This window comes from Dietzia aerolata, assembly GCF_014144865.1.
In the GTDB taxonomy this organism is placed as follows: Bacteria; Actinomycetota; Actinomycetes; order Mycobacteriales; family Mycobacteriaceae; genus Dietzia; species Dietzia aerolata.
Genome location: NZ_JAALDM010000196.1, coordinates 1 through 16,219, shown reverse-complemented (window position 1 = coordinate 16,219; position 16,219 = coordinate 1). Strand labels below are relative to the sequence as shown.

General features: G+C 68.8%; 14 protein-coding genes and 1 pseudogene. 7 read left to right on the top strand and 8 right to left on the bottom strand.

What is annotated here, in order from left to right; translation table 11 throughout:
• Positions 1–745 (top strand): BRCT domain-containing protein (locus G6016_RS11770; protein WP_479682408.1); only part of this gene is annotated, 745 nt, incomplete at its 5' end.
• 63 nt (positions 746–808) lie between these two features.
• On the opposite strand, the gene G6016_RS11765 is transcribed toward G6016_RS11770, so the two are convergent.
• Positions 809–2,374, bottom strand: coding sequence for an FAD-binding protein (locus tag G6016_RS11765; RefSeq protein WP_338403590.1), 1,566 nt, complete (start codon positions 2,372–2,374; stop codon positions 809–811).
• 254 nt (positions 2,375–2,628) lie between these two features.
• On the opposite strand from G6016_RS11765, the gene G6016_RS11760 reads away from it, so the two are divergent.
• Entirely contained in the window at positions 2,629–3,786 is a 1,158-nt protein-coding gene (locus G6016_RS11760) for an acyl-CoA dehydrogenase family protein (protein WP_182632833.1), read from the top strand.
• Positions 3,787–3,871: 85 nt separating this feature from the next.
• On the opposite strand, the gene G6016_RS11755 is transcribed toward G6016_RS11760, so the two are convergent.
• From G6016_RS11755 to ctaC, 3 genes are all read right to left on the bottom strand, one after another.
• Positions 3,872–4,438, bottom strand: a complete 567-nt coding sequence (locus tag G6016_RS11755) for a DUF6512 family protein (RefSeq protein WP_182632831.1) — start codon at positions 4,436–4,438, stop codon at positions 3,872–3,874.
• A 113-nt stretch (positions 4,439–4,551) separates the two neighbouring features.
• Positions 4,552–4,968, bottom strand: a complete 417-nt coding sequence (locus tag G6016_RS11750) for a cytochrome c oxidase subunit 4 (protein ID WP_182632830.1) — start codon at positions 4,966–4,968, stop codon at positions 4,552–4,554.
• Positions 4,969–5,006: 38 nt separating this feature from the next.
• Positions 5,007–6,128: an aa3-type cytochrome oxidase subunit II gene (gene ctaC / locus G6016_RS11745; RefSeq protein WP_182632829.1), complete on the bottom strand. Its 1,122-nt coding sequence runs from the start codon at positions 6,126–6,128 to the stop codon at positions 5,007–5,009.
• Positions 6,129–6,357: 229 nt separating this feature from the next.
• On the opposite strand from ctaC, the gene asnB reads away from it, so the two are divergent.
• Entirely contained in the window at positions 6,358–8,283 is a 1,926-nt protein-coding gene (asnB, locus tag G6016_RS11740; protein WP_182632828.1) for an asparagine synthase (glutamine-hydrolyzing), read from the top strand.
• Between the two features lie 205 nt (positions 8,284–8,488).
• Here the strand turns inward: asnB and G6016_RS11735 are convergent, their stop codons facing one another.
• The gene (locus G6016_RS11735) at positions 8,489–9,466 is read right to left on the bottom strand and encodes a carbohydrate kinase family protein (protein ID WP_182632827.1); all 978 of its coding nucleotides are present in this window, start codon (positions 9,464–9,466) and stop codon (positions 8,489–8,491) included.
• 134 nt (positions 9,467–9,600) lie between these two features.
• Positions 9,601–9,948, bottom strand: coding sequence for a HesB/IscA family protein (locus G6016_RS11730; protein WP_182632826.1), 348 nt, complete (start codon positions 9,946–9,948; stop codon positions 9,601–9,603).
• 165 nt (positions 9,949–10,113) lie between these two features.
• Between G6016_RS11730 and G6016_RS11725 the strand changes: the two genes are divergently transcribed.
• The 3 genes from G6016_RS11725 to G6016_RS11715 are packed head-to-tail and all read left to right on the top strand — an operon-like array spanning position 10,114 to position 13,473.
• Positions 10,114–10,827 carry a DUF3043 domain-containing protein gene (locus G6016_RS11725; protein WP_182632825.1) on the top strand — a complete coding sequence of 238 codons (714 nt, stop codon included), beginning with the start codon at positions 10,114–10,116 and terminating at the stop codon, positions 10,825–10,827.
• A gap of 47 nt (positions 10,828–10,874) precedes the next feature.
• Entirely contained in the window at positions 10,875–12,689 is a 1,815-nt protein-coding gene (gene cobT, locus G6016_RS11720; RefSeq protein ID WP_182632824.1) for a nicotinate-nucleotide--dimethylbenzimidazole phosphoribosyltransferase, read from the top strand.
• 7 nt (positions 12,690–12,696) lie between these two features.
• Positions 12,697–13,473, top strand: a complete 777-nt coding sequence (locus tag G6016_RS11715) for an adenosylcobinamide-GDP ribazoletransferase (RefSeq protein WP_182632823.1) — start codon at positions 12,697–12,699, stop codon at positions 13,471–13,473.
• 50 nt (positions 13,474–13,523) lie between these two features.
• Here the strand turns inward: G6016_RS11715 and G6016_RS11710 are convergent, their stop codons facing one another.
• Both G6016_RS11710 and gcvT read right to left on the bottom strand, forming a co-directional pair.
• Entirely contained in the window at positions 13,524–14,615 is a 1,092-nt protein-coding gene (locus G6016_RS11710) for a branched-chain amino acid aminotransferase (RefSeq protein ID WP_182632822.1), read from the bottom strand.
• Between the two features lie 36 nt (positions 14,616–14,651).
• Positions 14,652–15,764, bottom strand: a complete 1,113-nt coding sequence (gene gcvT, locus G6016_RS11705; protein ID WP_182632821.1) for a glycine cleavage system aminomethyltransferase GcvT — start codon at positions 15,762–15,764, stop codon at positions 14,652–14,654.
• Positions 15,765–15,934: 170 nt separating this feature from the next.
• Between gcvT and G6016_RS11700 the strand changes: the two are divergent.
• Positions 15,935–16,219 (top strand): annotated as a pseudogene (locus G6016_RS11700) (leucyl aminopeptidase); the annotation flags it as partial.

The window sequence follows — 16,219 nt, the reverse complement described above, 5'->3', positions numbered from 1 at the left end:
CGAGGCGCACGCGCGGATCGATCCCGGGGACGGTGCCGCCGGCGTGTGTGACGCCGATCAGGTGGACGAGGCCCGGATCGGGTACCTGCTCAGCCGCGACCCCGATGCGCGGCCGCCGCGCTCGGAGGTCCTGCCCCAGCTGTCGGCGGTGTTGGCGGTCAGTGCGGACGTGGGTGCCGAGCTCGTGGGTCCACCGCCGCGCCGGGTCGGCGGGGGCGGTGGCCTCGGCGTCGTGGGGGGAACCGGTGTTGTGGGGGACGACGACGACACCGCGTCAGCCCTCACCGCCGGCGACCGCGAACTCTGGGTCGGCGCCAGGACTCTCGTCGCCGAGCAGCTTCGCGTCGCCGCGGGTAGGGTCGGTCTCACCACCGAACTGTTGACCCGTCTCGGCAACGTCGGACGCGTTTTGGGTGTGGACCTCACGCGTGGGCTCGAGGCCGCGTCCGAGGCGGAGCCCACGGCCGTGCTCGTGCCCGGAGCTCGGGTCTGTTTCACCGGCAGTGCCCTCGACGACGACGGCGTGCTGCTCTCGCGGGAGCAGATGGAGTCGCTCGCGAGGCGGCTGGGGCTCGAGACCGTCGCCACCGTCACCAAGACCAGGTGCGACGTGCTGATCGTGGCCGAGCCCGGGACCCAGTCCACCAAGGCGCGCAGCGCCGCGAAGTGGGAGAAGCCGATCCTGTCGGTGGCCGACTTCCTCGACTGGGCCCGGGGCCGGGGCCGGAACGGGACCGGCGACTAGACGCCCAGGCGCCAGACGCCCGACGCCAGACGCCCGACGCCCCAAGGTCCGTGGTCAGTACGGCTAGAGGGTGACGGGTAGTGGCTCGCCGGCCATCTCGGCGACGGCGCGGAAGGCCATCGACATGCCGGAGCCCAGCGGGGTGCCGGGGCCCGGGTAGACCTCGCCGGAGACCGAGGCCGACGAGTTGCCGGCCGCGTACAGTCCCGGGATCGGGTGGCCGTCCGCGTTCACGACGCCGCCGTTGATGCCGATCACCGCTCCGCCCTTGGTGCCCAGATCGCCGAGCACCAGACGTACCGCGTGGACACGGTCGCCGCCGATCGGTCGCAGGCACTGCTGCGGGGTGGTCGCCCCGAGGAAGAAGCGGCCGTACGGGTCCTCACCGCGGTGGAAGTCCGTGTCCTCGCCGGCGTCGGCGAAGCCGTTGAACCGGTCCACGCTGCCGCGCAGGGTGGCCGGGTCGACGCCGATGGTCTGAGCCAGCTCCTCGATGCTCCCGGCCGTGTGCCAGAGCCCTGCCGCGCGGAGCTCGTCGGCGTCCGGGGCCGGAATGCAGATCGCGGGGAAGCCGCCGCCCTCGGCGTCATCGAACACGAACCAGAACTCGTCACCGGCACCGGCCTGCATGCGCGCACGCATCTGGCGCCCCATCTGGTCGTAGGGCAGCAGTTCGTTGGCGAAGCGCTCTCCCCCGCCGTCGACGATGATCCCGGAGCGGAAGCCCAGCGTGAACGCCGCGTGCCCGTTGGGGAACAGGGTGGCCGGGCACCACCACGACTGGTCGAGGAGATCGAGCTTGGCCCCCACGGCCTCGAACATGCGGACCACGTCGCCCGATCCGGTGTCGGGATGCGACGACGACCAGTCCGCGGTGGGCATCTGCTGCAACTTCTCGCGCAGTTCGGCGGACCGCTCGAACCCGCCCGCCGCGACGAGAACCCCGCGCCGGGCCCCGAGGACCCGGCGCTCGCCACCCTCGTCGACGACGACGCCGACGACGCGCCCATCGTCATCGGTGACCAGGTCACTCGCGCCGCTGCCGTGTCGGAGTTCGGCGTTGTCCATGGCATCCAGGGCCAGCACCAGCCGGGCGATCCAGGCACGGCCACCCTCGAGGCGGGAATCGTCCTGCGGGGCGCCGAACTGGTCGACCGGGACCGGCGGGCGAATGTCGCCGGCGCGATCACCGATCTCCTCGCCCTTGACCGGCTTGGGGTAGATGCTGCGGCCGACGTCCTGCCGTCCGGGGGCGTCAAAGTAGTCGGGGAACGCCTGGAACCGCATCGGGATCCCGAGCTCGTCCTTGAGGAAGTCGACGACGCTGGGCCCGGTGTTGAGGAACGCGTCCTGGACCTGGAGGTCGGTGCGGTCCCCCACCACGGACCGGAAATACTCACGGCCCCTGTCCACGGAGTCCTCGAGCCCGCCGTCGGCAAGGACGGAGTTGCCGGGAAGCCACACGGCACCGCCCGAGTACGCGGACGTTCCGCCGAACCGGTCCGTCTTCTCGACCAGGCAGGTCGACAGTCCGCGATGCGCGGCGACCGCGGCACCGAACATCGCCGCGACCCCCGAACCCACCACCACTACGTCGAATTCAGCGTCGAAAGTCTTGTCCTGCGCCACAGTCGTGTCCTCACTGGTTATCGGAATTGCTCGGCCGCCTGCCGTCACCGGTACGGGCGTTGCCGAATCGGTTTCGAGCCTATCGATCCGCCCACAAAAGTGGAACCTGTTCCACATTTTGAGGTGCGACGCGAACCGTCGTCTGCGGGAATCCGGACTGCACTCCTTGTATGATCGGACTGGTAGACGCACGTACACATGACGTCCTGCGCCAGCGTGATGAGTGGCAGGGCACCCACCCGAAAGGCAGTCCTTTGCGCCGCACTGTGTTCAACGAAGACCACGAGGCCTTCCGCCAGACCCTCCGTTCCTTCATCGAGGCAGAGGTCACCCCCCACTTCGAGGACTGGTACGAGGCCGGGATCGTGCCGCGCGAGTTCTACTACAAGCTCGCCGACCTCGGACTCTTCGGAATCACGGTCGACGAGGAATACGGCGGCGCGGGCCTGGACACCCACAAGTTCGAGGCCATCCAGACCGAGGAGATCACCCGCGCGGGCGTGACCTTCGGTGGTTCGAACGTCCACGTGGCCCTGTGCCTGCCCTACCTCAAGATGCTCGCCACCGATGAGCAGAAGCAGCGCTACTTCCCGAACTTCGTCTCCGGCAAGGAGATGTGGGCCATCGCCATGACCGAGCCGGGCACTGGTTCGGACCTGGCCGGCATGAAGACCACCGCCAAGCTGTCCGAGGACGGCACCCACTACATCCTCAACGGTGCCAAGACCTTCATCACCGGCGGCGTTCACGCCGACCGCATGATCGTGTGTGCGCGCACCGCGCCCCCGCGCGAGGACGATCGTCGCTTCGGTATCTCCCTGCTCGCCGTCGAGACCTCCCTCGAGGGCTACACGGTGGGCCGCAAGCTCGACAAGGTCGGCCTCAAGACCTCGGACACCGCCGAACTGTCGTTCGTCGACGTCAAGGTGCCGGTCGAGGACCTGCTGGGCGAGGAGAACCGCGGATTCTCCTACCTCGGCCAGAACCTGCCGTCGGAGCGCTGGGGCATCGCGTACGGCGCCTACGGCCAGGCCGCCGCCGCGGTCCGGTTCGCGCAGGATTACGTCCAGCAGCGCGAGGTGTTCGGCAAGACCGTCGCCTCGTTCCAGAACACCAAGTTCGAGCTCGCCGCCTGCAAGGCCAAGGTCGACGCCGCGCAGGCTGTCGCCGACCGCGCCCTCGAGGCCCTCGACGCCGGTGAGCTCACCCCGGCCGAGGCCGCCTCCGCCAAGGTGTTCTGCACCGAGGTCGCGGCCGAGGTCATCGACCGGTGTCTGCAGCTGCATGGCGGCTACGGCTTCATCAACGAGTACCCGATCGCACGTCTGTACTCGGACAACCGCGTCAACCGCATCTACGGCGGCACCAACGAGGTCATGAAGACCATCATCGCCAAGGACATGGGTCTGTAGGCACAACCGCTCCCCCGGCCACCGGCCGGACACAGGGGCCCCGTCCGCATTCGCCCGCGGACGGGGCCCCTGTCTTTGCCGCGTGTCACTCGGGAGGGTTCAGATCCGGATGCGCGTCGAGACCGTATTCGTTGGTGATGGGATCGATGAACACGTCGGGTTCGCTCGGCGGGCGGAGTGTGAACACCGCGTAGGCGCCGACGATTCCCAGCAGGTAGACCACCGAGATGATCTGGATGGGCACATCGGCATCGAGGCCTCGGAACATGCTCACGAAGATCGCCTGCGCAACAGCGATGGACAGCCCGAACAGTCCAATGTCGAGCCACAGGATGTTGCGCCGCGCGATCAACTTGTACCCCCAGACTGTCCCGATCATGGTGATGGGAATCGAGTACAGGGCGATGGTGGCCGCCGGCACGAACGAGGCGAACGCGTAGCCCCCACTGGCGAACAGCACCACGTACAGCACCATCGTCGGCCAGGCAGCGATCTTGATGTGCTCCCAATAGCTCTCGTTGACCGCACTGATCACCGCGATAAACCGATTTTGCCCGGACCAGTCGAACGCGAAGTGCAGGAGGGAGCCCACGATCACCAGTGGCACGATCGCCCACCAGCTCACCGCGGTCACAGCGTTCATATCAAGCATCGGCCAGCTCCGATCTGCACACTCATGGGCCAGAACTCCGCTCACAGCAGTAGGGCCCCCGCCGCGGTTCGCGACGAGGGCCCCACCTCAAAGAATTCCGTGACCGGTAAAGGTCAGTGCTTCTCGCGGCCCCAGTGGTACTCGAAGACCAGGCCACTGGCGGTGATGATCAGGGCCACGACGCCGCCGATGAGCACCCACCAGTTCCAGAACGCGGCACCGTACCCGATGATGAAGATCGAGAAGGCCATCATGAACGGCCACAGGCTGTGCGGGCTGAAGAAGCCCAGCTCGCCGGCACCGTCGGAGACCTCGGCCTCCTCGTAATCCTCGGGCAGCGTGCTGATACGACGGGCCACGAAGCGCAGGTATCCACCGATGAGCAGGCACAGCCCGGCGGAGAGCACGAAGGCCGTGGTGCCCACCCACTCGACACCGGTACGCGACGTCCCGGTGAGGTAGGCGTACCCGATCCCCAAGACGGCGAGGAAGATAAACAGCCCGTCGAACATTCTTACAGTTGCGTTCATCGCTTAACGAGTCCTTCGCGTGATACCCGGGAGAGCGGTCAGTTGCCTGACGCGTTCTCGATGACGTTGTTCTGGTCTCGCGTATCGCTACGGCCCGTCTTGAACGGGGTCGTGGACGTCGCGCGCGGCGCCTGGCCGATCGACTCCAACGCCTCGGCGTTGCTGGCCGTCGGGTTGTCCTGACGGAACTGGATGTACTGGGCGAAGTCCTCCGGCGAGACGGCGCGGAGCTCGAAGTTCATCATCGCGTGGTAGACGCCGCACATCTCGGCGCATCGACCGACGAAGGCACCTTCGCGCTCGATCTCCTCGACCTGGAACATGCTCAGCTGCTGGTTGCGGCCGGGATGCGGCATGACGTCCAGCTTGTAGATGAACTCGGGGATCCAGAACGAGTGGACCACGTCAGCGGACGCGAGACGGAACTCGATGCGGGTGTCGGTCGGAACCACCAGGACCGGGACCTCCTCAGAGGTGCCGACGGTCTCGATGTTGTTGTAGTGCAGGTAGGACTTGTCCTCGGCGAGACGGCCGTGGATCGGGCCACCGGCCGCGGGCATGCCCTCGTGACCGAGGGCCTCACGCTGCGCGTCGGAGAGCACGCCGGCCTCCTCGGCCTGGCGGGTGGCCTCCTCGTTGGTGCCGTCGGCGATGAGCATCTGGTCGTTGACCTCGACCTTGTTGTAGCCGAACTTCCAGTTCCACTGGAAGGCGGTCACATCGACCCGCACTCCGACCTCATCCTCAGGACGAAGGTCGAGGACCTTGTTCTGCGTGATGACGGTGAAGTAGAAGAGGAAGGAGATGATGACGAACGGCACCGCCGTGTAGATCAGCTCCAGCGGCACGTTGTACGCCGTCTGACGGGGGAACTCCCCATCGTCGTTCTTCTTCTTGCGATGGAACGCCATCGACCAGAAGATCAGGCCCCACACGAAGAAGCCGACGATCAGTGAGGTAATGACGGTGCCCGTCCAGAACTCACGAATCGCGACGCCCTCCGGGGTGATCCCGGTGGGGAACCCGAAGTTGATCGTCTGGTTCCACCACTTGTTGTCGGTATGGAGGCTACAACCGGACAACAGCAAGCCCAGTGTCACCAAAGACACTGCGAGAGTTGCCCTGCGCGTCCGACGACGCCCTGCACGCTGTTCCACCATCACGCCTTCCTGATCAGCGGCTCCGACCACATAGCCGGGACACCTAAGAAGAGTAGACCACGACTCTCAGTTTGGATGCCGCGGGTCCGGCAATTCACCCGATGCGCCCCCACACCGTCTGCCGGAACGGTGTGGATGCCACAGACCAGTAGTATTCGAACCCGTCGCGACCCGCGCAAGCGGGTCCGAATAATCATCACCGACTTCCGATCGACGAGGTACCCGACGCATGTGTGGCCTACTTGGTCTGCTCACCCCCGACGGCTCCGCCCGCACCCACGAAAGCCGCGTGCTGGCAGCCATGGGATGCCAGCGACACCGCGGTCCCGACGAGGTCGGCACGTGGGTCGACGACGACGTGGCCTTCGGCTTCAACCGGCTGTCGATCATCGACATCGCCCATTCGCAGCAACCGCTGCGCTGGGGGCCGCCGGAGCAGCCCGATCGCTACGCGCTCGTCTTCAACGGCGAGATCTACAACTATCTGGAACTCCGCGAGGAGCTACAGAACGAGCACGGTGCCCAGTTCGCGACCGAGGGTGACGGCGAGCCGATCGTCGTGGCCTTCCACCACTGGGGCCCGAGTGCGGTGCGACGGCTTCGCGGAATGTTCGCCTTCGCGATCTGGGACACGGTCGAACGGTCCCTGTTCGTCGCCCGCGACCCCTTCGGCATCAAGCCCCTCTACATCGCGAGCGGACGCGGCGGCACGGTGTTCGCGAGCGAGAAGAAGTCGGTCACCGAGTTACTGGACCTCGTCGTCGTCGACTCTTCTCTCGACACCCGCGCCCTACAGCACTACGTCACCCTCCAGTACGTCCCGGAGGACGAGTCACTGACCCGCGGTGTCCGTCGCCTCGAGTCAGGCTGCCACGCGACCATCACCCCCGGCGCCGCGCCGGTCATCGAGCGGTACTTCGAGCCAACCTTCCCCGTCGTGCCGTTCGTCGACGGCGGCGCCGAACGTCGATACGACGAGATCGCGGCGGCACTGGAGGACTCGGTCGCCAAGCACATGCGCGCCGACGTCACCGTCGGCTCCTTCCTGTCTGGAGGCATCGACTCCACGGCCATCGCGGCTCTGGCCCGCCGGCACAACGAGAACCTGCTGACCTTCACCACGGGCTTCGAGCGCGAGGGCTACTCGGAGATCGACGTCGCCGCGGAGTCCGCGGCGGCGATCGGTGTGGAGCACATCGTCAAGGTCGTCTCCCCCGAGGAGTTCGCAGCCGCGATCCCGGAGATCATCTGGTACCTCGACGAGCCCGTCGCCGACCCCGCTCTGGTCCCCCTGTACTTCGTCGCCCGCGAGGCGCGCAAGCACGTCAAGGTGGTCCTGTCCGGCGAGGGCGCCGACGAGTTGTTCGGCGGCTACACCATCTATAAGGAGCCGCTGTCGCTCGCACCGTTCGAGAAGGTCCCCGGTGGACTGCGCCGTGCACTCGGCCGGGTGAGCGAGCGGATCCCCGAGGGCACCCGGGGCAAGAGCCTTCTGCACCGCGGCTCTATGAGCCTCGAGGACCGCTACTACGGCAATGCCAGGTCGTTCTCCGAGGAGCAGGTCCGATCGGTGCTGCGGGAGTACCGCCCCGAGTGGGGACACCAGGACGTGACCGCGCCGATCTACGAGCGCTCCCGCGGTTGGGATCCCGTCGCCCGGATGCAGCACCTGGACCTGTTCACCTGGCTGCGCGGCGACATCCTGGTCAAGGCCGACAAGGTCACCATGGCCAACTCCCTCGAGTTGCGCGTGCCGTTCCTCGACCGCGAGGTCTATGAGGTGGCCTCCCGCCTGCCGCACGGCGAGAAGATCTCGCACGGGACCACCAAGTACGCGCTGCGGCGTGCACTCGAGCGCATCGTCCCGGCGCACGTCCTGCACCGCAAGAAGCTCGGCTTCCCCGTCCCGACCCGCCACTGGCTGGCCGGCCCGGAGCTGCACGACTGGGCCCGCGAGCACGTCATGGCCTCCGGCACCGACGAATACGTGGACAAGGCGGCCGTCCTCCGCATGCTCGACGAGCATCGTCGCGGCGACTCCGACCACAGCCGGCGGATCTGGACCATGCTGTGCTTCATGATCTGGCACGGCATCTTCGTCGAGGGCCGGATCGTCCCGGACATCGAGCAGCGCGACTACCCGGTCAGGCTCTGACCTCACGCGGTCCTGCGCGTCCGTCGCGCGATGAGTCTCGACGCGAATGATCAGCGCAAACGCGAAGAGTGTTCTGCACACATAACCCGAGTGGGCGTGTGCAGAACACTCTTGTCGTTGGTGCGGACCGGCAAAACCGCTAGTTCAGCCACACCAGGCCGGCCGGCCCGGCCCGGCCGGCCGGGAGGCTCCGCGCCGAACTCGATCAGCCCGGCAGCAGCGCCGCCAGCTCCTCGGCTGCCTCGTCGCCGTACGTCTCGGCCAGCCGGCGACGCGCGGCGGCGGGATCGATCGTCCACTCCTGGGTTCCGGTCGTCTCCAGGACGTGGGTGGCGATGAGTGCGCCGAACTGTGCGGACCGCTCGAGTGAGAGCCCGTCGAGCACGCCGCTGAGGAATCCGGCGCGGAAGGCGTCGCCGACACCCGTCGGGTCGAGCAGGTTGTCCGACGGGACGATCCCGACCTCGATCGGCTCCGCGCCCTTGTCGACGATCACGACGCCCTTGCCGCCACGCGTGGTGATGCGGGTGCCGACCTTCGCGTCCAGTTCCTCGGCGGTCCAGCCGGTCTTGCTGAGCAGGAGTTCGTACTCGTACTCGTTGGTGAACAGGTAGCGGGCACCGTCCACCAGGGCGGCGGCGGCCTCGCCGTCGAGGAAGGCCAGCTGCTGCGAGGGGTCAGCGGCAAAATCGAGGCCGAGCTCTCGGCACTCGGCGGTGTGGGAGTTCATCGCGGTCGGGTCGTTGGCGCCGATGAGCACCACCTCGGGCTTACCGATCCGGTCGACGAGCTTGGCCAGCGAGATCGTGGAGGCCTCCCCCATCGCGCCGGGGTAGAACGACGCGAGCTGCGCCATGTCCGAGTCGGTGGTGCACACGAAACGTGCGGTGTGCAGTGCGGTGCTGATGTGGACCGCCGAGCAGTCGACGCCGTGACGCTCGAGCCATTCGCGGTATTCGGCGAAGTCCTCACCGGCAGCACCCACGAGGTGCGGCTCGCGCCCGAGCACGCCGAGCGCGAACGCGATGTTCCCGCCCACGCCTCCCCGGCGGATCTGGAGCGAGTCGACCAGGAAGCTCAGCGACACGTGCGCGAGCTGGTCGGGCAGGAGCTGCTCGGAGAAGCGACCCGAGAAGGTCATGAGATGGTCTGTGGCGATGGAACCGGTTATGACGACGGACATGCTCCAGACAGTAGACGACCCGGGCCGATGAACTATCGGCCCGGGTCGTCAGTGGACCCGCCGGGTCGCCGCTGCGCTCCTGCAGGAGCTGCGAGCCCGGGGTCAACTGATCCTGCGGGTGCGCACCCGCAGGATCAGTTGAACGAGTCGCCGCAGGCGCAGGATCCGGTCGCCTGGGGGTTGTCGATCGTGAAGCCCTGCTTCTCGATGGTGTCGACGAAGTCGATCGAGGCGCCCGAGAGGTACGGAACGCTCATGCGGTCAACGGCGAGCTTGACGCCACCGAAGTCGTCGGTCACGTCACCGTCCAGCGAACGATCGTCGAAGAAGAGCTGGTAGCGCAGGCCGGCGCAGCCACCGGGCTGGACGGCGATGCGCAGCGACAGGTCATCGCGGCCCTCCTGCTCGAGCAGTGCCTTGGCCTTGGAAGCGGCGGCGTCAGTGAGCAGAACGCCGGTGGCGGTGTTCTCCGCAGTGGTCATGTCGGTTCTCCTTGCGATCGAGCGAGGGCTTCGGGACGTCTCGTGTGTGTCAACGCCCGGTGGGGCACCCTCTATTCCCCAACAGTGGTCCCCCTCCATACGATACGCCTGCCACCGCGAACGGGTGAATGTCCGGCCCTATACGGGATCGCCTAGCCTGGTGATGTGAAGTTGCGCGCATTCGGCTCCAGAGACGACCAGAACGGCAAGGGCTCGCCCGCCCCTGAGGCCCGGCCCGAGCCGGACGCCGGTTCCGGCGATGGCAGCGGCGGGGACGCCGGTCAGAAGGTCGACCCCAAGAAGCCCGCGGGCAAGGGCAAGCCGACCCCCAAGCGTCGCGACCAGGAGCGCGCCCGCGGCATGCGTCAGGGCCCGGTCACGGCGCCGCTGACCCGCAAGGAGGCCAAGGAGCGTCGCAAGGCCGCCGAGGCCACCATGACCAAGGAGGAGCGCAAGGAGGCCAAGGCCGCCGAGCGCGCGGCCCGCGAGGAGCGCCGCCAGCTCATGATGGACGGCGACGACCGCTACGTGCTCTCCCGCGACCGCGGCGACGTGCGCCGTTTCGTCCGCGACTACATCGACACCCACCGCCGCCTCATCAACTGGTTCATGCCGCTGGCGCTGTTCGTCATCATCTTCCAGCTCATCCCGAACCCCACGCTGATGATGTACAGCCAGACCCTGTTCCTGGTGCTCATCGCCGTCGTCATCATCGACGGCATCCTGCTGGGCCGGAAGGTCAACAGCGTGGTCCGGGACCGGTTCCCGGACACGGAGGACACCGGTTTCGGCCTCGGTTGGTACGCGGTCATGCGTGCCACGCAGCCGCGTATGCTCCGGACTCCGCGCCCCCGGGTCCGCCCCGGCGACGCCATCTGATTCCTTGACGACCTGACCCCACATCCTCCTCCGGAAGGGCAGTCCCCATGCGCCAGCTCGTCCTCGGCGGCACCCGCTCGGGTAAATCGGTCCATGCCGAGTCTATCGCCGCCTCCACCGGTAGCGACGTGGTCTATGTCGCCACCGCGAGTCTTGATCCCGACGACCGAGAGATGTCGGACCGGATCGCCGTGCACCGGGATCGGCGACCGTCGCAGTGGACGATCGAGGAGACCGACGAGCTCGCCCGGGTCCTGCGGGAGCACCCCGAGGCGACCGTGCTGGTGGATGACCTCGGCGGGTGGCTGACCCGCCGGATGGACGCGACCCTGGGCTGGGCCGACGGTGGTGCCGTCGTGGCCACCGAGGTGGATGAGCTCATCGACGCGATCGCGCGGCGCACCGGTCCACTGGTCGTGGTCTCGCCCGAGGTCGGGTTGGGGGTGGTGGCGGAAACCTCGGCCGGGCGACTGTTCGCCGACATGATCGGGTCCATCAACCGTCGGGTGGCCGAGGTGTGTGACTCGGCGGTCCTCGTGGTCGCCGGTCGGGCCCTGCCCCTCATCGAGGGTGTGGCGGCGCCCGAATCCACGCGCCCCGCCGCCGCGACGACCTCGCCCGATCCCGTGGTCGCGGCCCCGAGCCCGGCCGCCGCAGGTGGCGCCGAAGGTGCCGGGGACGACGTCGGAGCCGGCGGAGAAAACCCCGGGGACGACGACAACACCGGCACACCGGCCGCCGATCCGGACGCATCCGACCCCGGCCCGGCTCCCGCCTTCGCCGGGCTGCGCGACGTCGAGCACTACGAGGACCCGGTCTCCTTCCCACCCGTCCATCCGCCGTCGCACACCGTGGCCGACGAGGCCCGGGCCCGGCAGCTGACCCTCACCAAGCCGGCCGGTTCACTGGGTCGGCTCGAGGAGCTGGCGACGTGGATCTCCTCGTGCCAGGACGCGTGCCCGCCCCGGCCTCTCGAGCAGGTGCGGGTCGTGGTGTTCGCCGGCGATCACGGGATCGCCGAGCACGGTGTCTCCGCGTATCCGCAGGCGGTCACGCTGCAGATGGCGGGCAACATCGTCACCGGCGGCGCTGCCGTGTCGGTCCTGGCCAGGCAGGCCGGGGCCGGGGTCCGGGTCGCTGACCTGGCGATGTCGGCCGAGGTGCCCGGCGGGCTGGACGACCACAAAATCCGCCGGTCCTCCGGAGCGATCGACCGCGAGGACGCGCTCAGCGAGGACGAGGTGCGGGCCGCGGTCGCCGCGGGTCGGCGGATCGCGGACGAGGAGATCGACGCCGGCGCGGACCTGCTCATCGCCGGTGATCTCGGGATCGGCAACACCACCCCCGCCACCGTGCTCGCCTGCCTGGTCACCGGACGCGAGCCCGTCGAGCTGGTGGGCCGCGGCACCGGGATCGACGACGAGGGATGGATGCGCAAGACCTCGGCCATCCGCGACGCCATGTACCGGGCGTCCAAGGACCTGCGGGATCCGGTCGCGATGCTCCGCAAGGTCGCCGGAGCCGACATCGCCGGAATGGCGGGCTTCCTCGCGCAGGCCGCCCTCCGCCGGACCCCGTGCATCCTCGACGGTTCCGTGGTGACCTCCGCCGCGCTCATGGCCGAGGCCCTCGCCCCGGGCTCACGGCAGTGGTGGGTCGCCGGCCATCGCAGCGCCGAACCGGCCCATACGGCCGCGCTGACCTACCTGTCGCTCGAGCCGATCCTCGAGCACTCCATGCGACTCGGTGAGGGCAGCGGCGCGGTCGCCGCCCTGCCGGTCGTACACAATGCGATCGCGATCCTCGCGGAGATGGCGACCTTCGCCGACGCCGGGGTCAGCGGCAAGGACTCGGACGCCTGAGGCGCCGGTGTTGAACGCGGTACGGGTGTCGCTGTCGTGGATGACGGTGCTGCCCGTCGGCCGGACCGGCGTGCCCGATGCCGCTGCCGCAGGGCGTGCCATGACGGCGCTGCCCGTGGTGGGTCTGGTCTGCGGGGCCGTGGCCACCGCGATCGCCCACGGCGCACATGCACTGGGCGCCGGCGCTCTGCTGTCCGGAATCTCCGGGATCGCGGCGGTTCTCGCCCTGACCCGCGGGATGCACGTCGACGCGCTCGCGGACACCGCCGACGCTCTCGGATCGTATGCCGGTCCGGAGCGGGCGCTGGAGATCATGCGGTCCGGGTCGATCGGGCCGATGGGCGCCGCGGTGCTCGCGCTGACACTGATCGCGGAGGTCGCCGCGCTGGGCGCACTCGTCGACTCGGGTGCGTGGCTCGCGCCGATCGCCGCGTTCGTCCTCTCCCGCTGCCTCCCGGTGATCCTGCTGCGCCGCGGTGTCCCGGCCGCGTCCCCGACGGGATTCGGGGCGATGGTGGCCGGTTCCCAGTCGCGGGCGGCGGTGGTCGCGATCGGCTTGCTGGGCGTGGCGGCGGGGGCCGGACTCGCCGGCGCGGGCCCGTGGGCCGGCCAGTACTGGCTGTGGGCTGTGGGCGCTGGCGTCGGGGTGGCGGCACTACTGGTCACCGCCGCCGCCGGACGCCATGTGGTTCGCCGACTCGGCGGCATCAACGGCGACGTGCTGGGCGCGTCCATAGAGACGGGAACGGCGGCGACTCTCGTCGCCGCCGTCCTACTGCTCTGACGGAGCAGCACCTACTGACTTCCGTTGCCGTCAAGGTGCAGCGCCGGGCGTCAGGCCAGGGTCGTCATCCACCCGAACGAGTCCTCGACGGATCCACGCTGGATCCCGGTGAGGGTCTCACGCAGACGCATGGTGATCTCCCCCGGTCCGCCGTCGCCGATCGTGTAGCCGCCACCGGCGTGCTTGACCGATCCGACGGGTGTGATCACGGCGGCGGTGCCGCAGGCGAAGACCTCGGAGATCTCGCCGGAGGCCACGCCGGACTCCCACTCCTCGACGGACACCTTGCGCTCGGCGACCGGGTATCCGAGGTGGCGGGCGAGGGTCAGGAGGCTGTCGCGGGTGACGCCGGGAAGCAGCGAGCCCGACAGCTCGGGGGTGACGATCTCGGCCGAGTCGCCGGAGCCGTAGATGAAGAACAGGTTCATCCCGCCCATCTCCTCGACGTACTTGCGCTCGATCGCGTCCAGCCAGACCACCTGGTCGCAGCCCTCGGCCGCGGCCTGCTCCTGCGCACGCAGGGAGGCCGCATAGTTGCCGCCGAACTTGGCCGCGCCGGTGCCGCCGGGGCTGGCGCGCACGTACTCGGTGCTGAGCCAGACGCTGACCGGGGCGACGCCGCGCGAGAAGTAGGCGCCCGCGGGCGAGGCGATCACGGAGTACAGGTACTCGTCGGCCGGCCGGACCCCGAGTCCGGTCTCGGTGGCGATCATGAACGGTCGCAGGTAGAGGGCCTCCTCACCGCCGGCCGCGGGGACCCAGTCGCGATCGACCGCCACGATCTGCCGCAGCGACTCGAGGAAGATCTCCTCGGGCACCGGCGGCATGGCCAGACGCTGCGCGGAACGGTTGAAGCGGGCCGCGTTCTGCTCGGGCCGGAAAGACGCGATCGAGTCGTCGGCCTGACGGTAGGCCTTGAGGCCCTCGAAGATCGTCTGGGCGTAGTGGAGCACGACCGCGGAGGGGTCGATGCTCAGCGGCGCGTAGGCCTCGACGACCGGGGCGTCCCAGGCGCCACCGGCGTAGCGCATGGTGACCATGTGGTCGGTGAAGTGCTGGCCGAATCCGGGCGCGGCCAGGATGGCGTCACGCTCGTCGGCGGATCTCGGCGAGGCCGAGGGGCGGATCTCAAACTCGGACATGAAGTGCTCGTTCCTGGAAGTGAAGAGGTGAAGGGGTCAGCGGGTGCGGATCTCGATGAGAGGCGGTACCTCGAGGCGGCACGGCACTTCACGTCCGCGGACGTCGACCACTACCTCGTCTCCCTTCTTCAGTCCCGCGTCCAGCTCGATGAACGCGAGGGCGATACCCGTCTTCAACGTCGGCGAGAACGTGCCGGAACTGGTGACACCCACATCCCGACCGTCGGCGCGCACCGTGAGGCCGGCCCGCAGGACACCGCGGCCGGTGACCCGGAGCGCGTACATACGACGGGCCGGGCCCGCCTCCTTCTTGGCGAGCAGGGCGTCACGGCCCCAGAACGCGGGCTTGTCCCAGCCGATGGCCCACGAGCAGCGGGCCTCCAGCGGGCTGAGGTCGACCGACAGTTCGTTGCCGTGGAGCGGGTAGCCGGCCTCGAGCCGCAGCGAGTCTCGCGCCCCGAGTCCGCAGAGGGCACCCTCGCGGGCCAGGACCTGCTCGGCGAGTGCGTCCCACAGTGCGCCGGCCTCGTCCCACGCGGGCAGCACCTCGAAGCCGAGCTCGCCGGTATAGCCGGTGCGGCACACGCGGACGGAGCCGCCGTTGAAATCGGCGTCGACATAGGCCATGTAGTCGAGGTCGACGGGCAGTCCGAGCGCGGTGAGGACCTCACCGGACTGCGGCCCCTGGACGGCGATCACGGCGCGCGAGCGGTGCTCGTCGGTGATGGTAAGTTCGGGCGCCCGCTCGGCCGCGGCGGCCTGCAGCAGACGCACGACCTCCGCGGTGTTGGAGGCGTTGGGGATGAGGAAGATCTCCTCGTCGGAGACACGGTAGGTGATCAGGTCGTCCACCACGCCGCCCTCGTCGCTGCAGCACAGCGTGTACTGGGCACTGCCGGCGGAGATCCGGTCGATGTCATTGGTGAAGCACGAGTTGACGAACTCGGCCGCGCCGGGCCCGCGCACGAGCGCTTTGCCCAGGTGGCTGACGTCGAACAATCCGACGGTGGTCCGTGTCGCGGTGTGCTCGGCGACGGTTCCGGAGTACTGCACCGGCATGGACCAGCCGCCGAACGGCGCGAAGGTCGCCCCGGCCTCGACGTGGCGGGAGTGCAGTGGTCCCTCGTGGAGGTCTCCGGTCTCGGTCATGTCGCCTCTCCTCGCGCTCGCCGCTTCGACTGTGCTCCCACGTTAGTCGATAGACTATGGTGCCCTCGCCGTGGCGGCCATCACCGCCCGGATCCGGGCGTCGGCGGGTGCCCCGCGCACGCTGACCGACACCCTCTGCAACCAGTTGACCACGACCCCAGGAGCGCTCTATGCCGACCGCGGACTCGATCCTCAGCCACACCCCGGACCTCGCCGAAATCGAGGCGGTCACCTCGCCCGTGAAGTCCGACGTGGTGGTGGTCGGCATCGCCGCGGCACAGTCCGTCGACGGGGCGGATGCCGACGGGAAGAAGGACGCCGACGGTGTCGTCGTCGTCGCCCCGGGGTTGGAGGACGAGGCCACCGCGGCGCTGGCCACCCTCGCCCGTTCGGTCGGCGCGTCGACCAAGGTCGGCGCCACCACGCGCGTCCCGGCGCCGGCGGGCGTGCCCGGC

What these genes read in the sequence shown, in the direction of transcription:
- G6016_RS11750 (WP_182632830.1), bottom strand. Translation starts at nt 4,968, where the DNA reads ATGAACGCAACTGTAAGAATGTTCGACGGGCTGTTTATCTTCCTCGCC.
- asnB (WP_182632828.1), top strand. Translation starts at nt 6,358, where the DNA reads ATGTGTGGCCTACTTGGTCTGCTCACCCCCGACGGCTCCGCCCGCACC.
- ctaC (WP_182632829.1), bottom strand. Translation starts at nt 6,128, where the DNA reads ATGGTGGAACAGCGTGCAGGGCGTCGTCGGACGCGCAGGGCAACTCTC.
- G6016_RS11730 (WP_182632826.1), bottom strand. Translation starts at nt 9,948, where the DNA reads ATGACCACTGCGGAGAACACCGCCACCGGCGTTCTGCTCACTGACGCC.
- G6016_RS11755 (WP_182632831.1), bottom strand. Translation starts at nt 4,438, where the DNA reads ATGCTTGATATGAACGCTGTGACCGCGGTGAGCTGGTGGGCGATCGTG.
- G6016_RS11710 (WP_182632822.1), bottom strand. Translation starts at nt 14,615, where the DNA reads ATGTCCGAGTTTGAGATCCGCCCCTCGGCCTCGCCGAGATCCGCCGAC.
- gcvT (WP_182632821.1), bottom strand. Translation starts at nt 15,764, where the DNA reads ATGACCGAGACCGGAGACCTCCACGAGGGACCACTGCACTCCCGCCAC.
- G6016_RS11735 (WP_182632827.1), bottom strand. Translation starts at nt 9,466, where the DNA reads ATGTCCGTCGTCATAACCGGTTCCATCGCCACAGACCATCTCATGACC.
- cobT (WP_182632824.1), top strand. Translation starts at nt 10,875, where the DNA reads ATGCGCCAGCTCGTCCTCGGCGGCACCCGCTCGGGTAAATCGGTCCAT.